The organism is Actinomadura rubrisoli, from assembly GCF_004349215.1.
Lineage (GTDB): Bacteria > Actinomycetota > Actinomycetes > Streptosporangiales > Streptosporangiaceae > Spirillospora > Spirillospora rubrisoli.
The window spans coordinates 65,667-71,781 of sequence record NZ_SMKU01000010.1 but is presented as its reverse complement, the minus strand read 5'-3'; the positions used below and the strand labels follow the sequence as shown (position 1 = coordinate 71,781).

At 73.4% G+C, this 6,115-nt stretch carries 7 protein-coding genes; 3 read left to right on the top strand and 4 right to left on the bottom strand.

All coding sequences use genetic code 11. The features are described from left to right. Positions 1–96: 96 nt before the first annotated feature. Together E1298_RS04695 and E1298_RS04690 are read left to right on the top strand one after the other, a co-directional pair. Entirely contained in the window at positions 97–1,326 is a 1,230-nt protein-coding gene (locus tag E1298_RS04695; protein WP_131889501.1) for a serine hydrolase domain-containing protein, read from the top strand. A 117-nt stretch (positions 1,327–1,443) separates the two neighbouring features. Continuing rightward, the gene (locus E1298_RS04690; protein WP_131889500.1) at positions 1,444–2,349 is read left to right on the top strand and encodes an oxygenase MpaB family protein; all 906 of its coding nucleotides are present in this window, start codon (positions 1,444–1,446) and stop codon (positions 2,347–2,349) included. A 22-nt stretch (positions 2,350–2,371) separates the two neighbouring features. Here the strand turns inward: E1298_RS04690 and E1298_RS04685 are convergent, their stop codons facing one another. The 4 genes from E1298_RS04685 to E1298_RS04670 are packed head-to-tail and all read right to left on the bottom strand — an operon-like array spanning position 2,372 to position 5,580. Further along, the gene (locus tag E1298_RS04685; RefSeq protein ID WP_243725383.1) at positions 2,372–3,256 is read right to left on the bottom strand and encodes a RecB family exonuclease; all 885 of its coding nucleotides are present in this window, start codon (positions 3,254–3,256) and stop codon (positions 2,372–2,374) included. Between the two features lie 57 nt (positions 3,257–3,313). After that, positions 3,314–4,021 (bottom strand): MBL fold metallo-hydrolase, encoded by a 708-nt coding sequence (locus E1298_RS04680; RefSeq protein WP_131889499.1) that lies wholly within the window; start codon positions 4,019–4,021, stop codon positions 3,314–3,316. A gap of 10 nt (positions 4,022–4,031) precedes the next feature. Next, positions 4,032–4,907 (bottom strand): PHP domain-containing protein, encoded by an 876-nt coding sequence (locus E1298_RS04675; protein ID WP_131889498.1) that lies wholly within the window; start codon positions 4,905–4,907, stop codon positions 4,032–4,034. Positions 4,908–4,932: 25 nt separating this feature from the next. Beyond that, positions 4,933–5,580, bottom strand: coding sequence for a DUF6758 family protein (locus E1298_RS04670; RefSeq protein WP_131889497.1), 648 nt, complete (start codon positions 5,578–5,580; stop codon positions 4,933–4,935). Between the two features lie 83 nt (positions 5,581–5,663). Between E1298_RS04670 and E1298_RS04665 the strand changes: the two genes are divergently transcribed. Continuing rightward, complete coding sequence (locus E1298_RS04665; protein WP_131889496.1) at positions 5,664–6,077, top strand: NUDIX hydrolase; 414 nt, start codon at positions 5,664–5,666, stop codon at positions 6,075–6,077. Positions 6,078–6,115 lie beyond the last annotated feature (38 nt).

Here is a 6,115-nt window from a genome sequence, read left to right as displayed (position 1 = left end):
CCTGACCCCCGTTACCCCTGCCCCCCGTTCTCCGGCCGTGACGTGGGCGTCGAGAGGTTACGTCGGGGAAACAGACCGGGGTGTTGCATCCCCTCCATGACCGAACACCTCTCATCGCCCCACGGGGCGCCGCCGTCACGGCGGACCGCACTCAAAGCCCTGGGCGGCGCCGTCGCGGCCGGCGGTGCGGCCGTGGCGGCCACGGGCGCCGCCGCACCGGCCGCCGCGGACGGCGGCAAGCCGGGCCGGATCCCCAAGGACCTCAAGCCCGGAGGCGCGTTCGACCGGTTCGTCGCGGACCTGGCGTCCAAGGACCAGTTCTCCGGCTCCCTGCTCTTGACCTGCCGCGGACGGACGGTGCTGAGCCGGTCCCACGGGATGGCCGACAAGCGGACCGGCGTCCGCAACGGGCCGGAGACCCGCTTCGCGCTCGCCTCGGTGACCAAGCTGTTCACCGCGACCGCCGTCCACCAGCTCGTCCAGCAGGGCAAGCTGAACTACACCGACACGGTCGGCGCCCACCTGGACGGCTTCCCGGCGGAGATCGCCGACAAGGTGACCGTCCACCACATGCTCACCCACTCCTCCGGCCTCGGCGACTTCTTCAACCTGCCTGGATTTCCCGAAGAGTCCAAGAAGTGGGACACCGCCGACAAGGTGCTCAACGGCACCGTGCAGTTCATCCGGCGGACCAAGCTCGCCTTCCCGCCCGGCGCCGGGAACCTCTACAGCAACGCCGCGCTCTGCCTGCTCGGAGCGATGATCGCCGCCGTGTCGCGCCGCCCCTACTACGACTACGTGACCGAACACGTCTTCCAAGCCGCCGGAATGCGCGACAGCGCCTTCTACACCAAGCCCCAATGGCGAACCGACCGGCGCATCGCCCACCCCTATACCAAGCTCCCCGGAAGCTCCCAGCGAACCGACAGTCTCGAAGAGAACCTCTTCATCGGGCTGCCCGCGGGCGATTCGTTCGCCACCTGCGCGGACATGGAGCGCTTCGCGCACGCCCTGCTGGACCACGACCTGCTGGACGCCCCGCACACCGACCTCATGCTGGGCGCGAAGATCCCCAGGCCGCCCCAGAAGAACCCGCCACAGGGCTCGGCACCGCCCGAGTCCACCGCTTTCGCCGGGTACGGCCCCGTCACGGCGCTGTCCCAGGGCCAGTGGATCCACGGCCACGGCGGCGGCTCCTCCGGCGCGTCGACCAACATCGACTTCTTCCCCGGCAGCGGCTGGGTCGTCGTCATCCTCAGCAACTACGAGGCCCGGACGACCGAGCCCATCGCCGGGCTCGCCCGCCGACTCATCCTTGAGCAGTAACCCCGGACCCCCAGAAACCCGCCGAAGCACCTCAAACCGGGGGGCCGGTGTCGCTGGACGACGGATGTAATGACACACTTACATCAGTTTGTCTCACGACCCCCCGGTGAGGTGCCGATGCCCGCGACCGTCCAGCCACCCGAGAGCGTCACCTGGCGCGTCCACATCGACCGGTCCATGTGGATCGGCGGCGTGCGCGGCCTCATGCTGCAGGCCCTGCACCCCATGGCCATGTGGGGCGTCTGGCAGAACTCGGGCTTCCAGGAGGACCCCTTCGGGCGGCTCCAGCGCACCGCCGACTTCGTCGGCATGGCGACGTTCGGCAGCGCCGAGGAGATCGAGACGCTGGCCGCGCGGGTCCGCGGGATCCACCGGAGCCTGCGCATCCTCAACCACGACACCGGCCGCAAGGAGCGCCTCGACCAGCCCGAGCTGCTGCGCTGGGTGCACTGCGCCGAGGTCTCCTCCTACCTGGAGGTGGCGCGCCGCGCCGGGCTCCCGCTGACCGGCGCCATGGCCGACCGGTACCTGGACGAGCAGCGCCACACCGCCACCTACGTCGGCCTCCACGCCGAGGACGTGCCGGGCAGCGTCGCCGAGATGGAGTCCTACCTCGCCGGCATGCGGCCCCAGCTGCGCGTCACGGAGGAGGCCGCCGCGACCGTGCGCTTCCTGATGTGGCCGGCGCTGCCGGAGAACCTGAGGTTCCTCGCGCCCGGCAAGCCCGGCTACTTCCCGTTCGGCGCGCTCTGCTACTACGCGCTGCCCGACTGGGCCCGCGCGATGTACGGCGTCCTGCCCGAGGTGCCGCGGCCCGCGGTGACGGCGGCGCTCCGCTCGTTCCGCATGACGCTCAACTCCGTCCCCGAGCGCCTGCACGACTACGCGTTCGCCAAGCCCACCCGCGACATGCTGGAACGCGCCAGGCAGCGCCTCGCCGCCGACGGCTACGACCTCGGCAAGGGCCTCTACGGCCTCCGCGACCCCCGCCGCTGGCCCGCCCCCGCCCTCCTTTCCGCCTAGCGGAACGCTGGGGCGGCGAAGGTCAGGCGTCTACCGGAAGGGCAGCCCAGGGGTCCTTTTGGGGCGCTGCCTGGCGGCCCTCTGGGCAGTGGCGGGCGAAGTCGCACCAGGCGCAGAGGTTGCCCGGGCGCGGGGGGAACAGCTCGTCGAACGGGGCGTGGTCGATGGCGCCGCCTTCGCCGCGGCGGGGGGCCGGGACGCGGGCGCGGTAGGCGTCGTCGGCGGCGGACGCTTCGGCGGCGATCTGCTCGGCGCGGCGGATGTGCCGTTGCAGCGACTCGTCGGTGTGCTCCCACACGGCGATCTCACCGGACGGCAGGTGGTGCAGCTCGACGCGGTGGCAGGGGCGGCGCAGCACCCGGGACGAGGCGACCGCGTAGATCGCCATGGCCAGCGAGCCGCGCGCGTCGTCGGCGGTGAGGATGTGCCGGCCGGTCTTGTAGTCCACGACGACGAGTTCGGATCCGCGGGCGTCCAGGCGGTCGATGCGGCCCGAGACCGCGATCCGGTCCGTGCGGGTCGCGACCGTGCGCTCGACGCCCAGCGGCTCGTCGGACGGGTCCAGGCCGGCGACGTAGCGCTCGACCATCTCGCGGGCCCGCCCGCGCATCTGCGCCGACTGGGCCTCGTCGCGGAAGCCGTCGGTGAGCCAGCCGCGGGCGAGGAGCGTCCCGGCGGCCTCGGGGGTGCGCTCGCGCTCGGCGAGCCGCCACCAGGCCGCCAGGGCGTTGTGGACGCTGGCGCCGACGCTGTTGTGCGCCCACGGCGGGCCCTTCGGCGGCATCGGACGGTCGAGGTAGGTCATCCGGTAGCGCCGCGGGCAGTCCAGCCAGGTGTTCAGCCGGGACGGCGTGCAAGCGTAGAGGCGCCTGGGCATGCCTTCAAAGCCGAGCTGCTCGGCACCCACGTCGGCTTCCCCTCACGGTTGCGTTCCGGGGACGTCCCCCGGGCTGACCGGCCCTCGTCAGTCGTCGTTCTCCTGGGCCAGGGCGCCCCAGGTCTCCCAGCGGGCGTCCTCCTCGCCGACCGTGGTCTCCTCGCCCTGGGCGGGCAGGACACGCAGGTCCTTGGGGAGCGGCGTCAGCAGAGCGCCGATCGAGTTCAGCTGCTTGCGCAGGTCCTCGTAGACGCCGCCGATCGAGCCGGGGCGGCCGCGGTGCAGGGTGTCGCCGGAGAACAGCACGCCGAGTTGCTCGCTGATCACGCAGACGCTCCCGGGCGTGTGGCCGGGCGTGTGCACGATCTCCAGCTGGGAGTCGCCGATCTCGAAGATCCCGCCGTCCTCCAGCCAGATGTCGGGTTCGAGGGAGCGCAGGGCCTTGGCGTCGTCCTCGTCGTCCTCCTCTTTGGCGAGGCGGCCGAAGTAGTCGCGCCACAGGAGCCGGTCGGCGCGGTGCAGGGCGATCGGGGCCCAGTTCTCCTCGTCCTCCTCGCCCGCGGCGGCGACTTCGAGGACCACCTCAAGGTGGTGGTCGTTGCCGTCGGTGAGCAGGACGGCCATGACCTCGCGGTCGCCGACCTCCTTGAGGATGGCCTCGGCGTCGTTCGCCGGGTCGATCACGATGACCTCGTCGTCGTTGCCGACGATGTAGGTGTTGCTCTCGACGTCGTGTTCGGTGTCGTCCAGGGTGAGGTGCCCTGACGTCACCACCTGTTCGATGCGCGCGTCCACGCCACGCACCCTACCGTGCTTTCGGACCCCCGTCGGAGCGCTCGGAGCCCGTCCGGGGCGGGGTGCCGGTCGCGGCGCCGACAAGGGCCTGGTAGGCCCCCGGCGCGGTCGTCTCGGCGCCGAGACGGTTGATCGCCGGCTCGCCGTGGTCGTCGCTGGAGCCGGTCGCGGCGAGGCCCAGGGAGGCGGCCAGGTCGTGGAGGCGGGCGCGGTCCTCGGGGGCGTGGTCGGGGTGGTCGGCCTCGACGCCGGCCAGTCCCGCGGCGGCCAGCTCCTCGATCAGCTCGTCCGCGAAGGCGTAGCCGCGCCGCGCGCGGGGGTGCGCCAGCACGCAGACGCCGCCCGCGGCGCGGACGAGGGCGACCGCCCGTTCGGGGTCGAGGGAGTAGCCCCTGACGTAGGCGCGCCCTCCTTGGGCGATCCACTGGGGTGTGAACGCCTCGTCGGCCGTCCGCACGGCGCCCGCGTCGACCATGGCGCGGGCGACGTGGGGACGCCCGACCGCCTCGCCGCGCGCCAGGGCGCGCACCTGCTCCCAGGTGACGTCCACGCCCAGCGCCTGGAGGCGCCGCACCATGCCCTGGGCCCTGATGACGCGGTCGTCGCGGATCCGGACCAGTTCCGCGGCGAGCTCCGGCTCGGCCGGGTCGAAGAGGTAGCCGAGCATGTGCAGGCTGCGGCCGTCGTGCCGGCAGGACAGCTCGATGCCGGGGACGAGCGTCAGCCCGTCCGGGAGCGCGGCGGTGGCGGCGTCCCAGCCGCCGACGGTGTCGTGGTCGGTGAGGGCGAGGACGTCCACGCCGTTCGCCCGCGCCCGCCGGACGACCTCCGCGGGCGGGCACATGCCGTCGGACACGTCGCTGTGGCTGTGGAGATCGATCCGCATCCCCTCTTACTAGCCGCGGCGGGGGTCATTCGTCCAGGCGGGGGCTGTAGGCGCCGTAGGGCAGGTCCAGCCGCATCCCGGGCTCGCGGAGATCGAGGAGGTTCTGGCGCTCCAGCATGAGCACCCCGGACTCGGCGGGCCACAGGACGGCCCACAGCCAGTTGCCCATCGCCTCGCCGACGTAGACGGCGCGGTCGGGCCTGCCTTCGACGGCCCACATGGGGACGGAGTGGCCGCAGGTCGCGGACGGGCCGCTGACTTCCAGCTTCACGTGCGGGGGGCTGCCGTCGAACACCTCGCCGGGGTCGGCGCCGCCCAGCCCGGCGTAGTGGCAGCCGAGGCCGATGCCCGGCTCCTCGGCGATCACCACCATGTCGGCGGGGCCGCTGAGCAGGCCGGGGCCCGACACGGCGACGGCGGTGGCCCGCGCGCCGGTGCGCTCGTCGCCCACGGTCGCGAACCCGGTGACCAGCCAGCCGTGCGGGAGGGGCCAGGGCGTCCAGACGGGGACCATCGCGTCGCGGACGACGGCGGCCAGCCCGTCGGGGCCGGGGCGCTTGGACGGCTGTCGCGGCAGGACGGCGCCGTGCACGCCGCACGTCCAGTCGCTCGACCAAAGGCCCGGTGCGCGGACGGGGTTCGCGCATCGCGGGCATGTGGGCTCCGCCCTCATGACTACCCACCCTGCGCGGCCGTCCCCCGCCGCGTCAAGTTCCGGCAGGTAGCCGCCTGGGAAAAGGGCGTCAAAATGGGGTCATGCGAGTGCGTTGCGTCGGCGGGATCGTGCGGGACGGGAGCGGGCGCCTGCTGCTGGTGAAGCGGGGGCGGCCGCCGGGCGAGGGCCTGTGGTCGATCCCCGGCGGACGGGTCGAGCCGGGCGAGGACGACGCCGCCGCGGTCGCCCGGGAGCTGCGGGAGGAGACCGGCCTGGACGTCGCCGTGGGCGCGCTGGTCGGCACCGTGGACCGGCCCGGCCCCGGCGAGGTCACCTACGAGATCCACGACTACGCGGCGGCGGTCACCGGCGGCGCGCTCCGCGCCGGGGACGACGCCGCCGAGGCGCGCTGGGCGGCCCCGGACGAGGTGCGGGCGCTGCCGACGAGCCCGGGGCTGGTCGACGCCCTCACGTCCTGGAACGTGCTGCCGCGCGGGGCGGTGAACGGCGCCTGAACGCCGCCCGCATGGGCCCTGCACGCGGGACGGCGGGC

Excerpts from the sequence above, each read along its gene's own strand:
- E1298_RS04670 (WP_131889497.1), bottom strand. The coding sequence starts at position 5,580 with ATGAGGGCGGAGCCCACATGCCCGCGATGCGCGAACCCCGTCCGCGCA.
- E1298_RS04690 (WP_131889500.1), top strand. The coding sequence starts at position 1,444 with ATGCCCGCGACCGTCCAGCCACCCGAGAGCGTCACCTGGCGCGTCCAC.
- E1298_RS04695 (WP_131889501.1), top strand. The coding sequence starts at position 97 with ATGACCGAACACCTCTCATCGCCCCACGGGGCGCCGCCGTCACGGCGG.
- E1298_RS04675 (WP_131889498.1), bottom strand. The coding sequence starts at position 4,907 with ATGCGGATCGATCTCCACAGCCACAGCGACGTGTCCGACGGCATGTGC.
- E1298_RS04665 (WP_131889496.1), top strand. The coding sequence starts at position 5,664 with ATGCGAGTGCGTTGCGTCGGCGGGATCGTGCGGGACGGGAGCGGGCGC.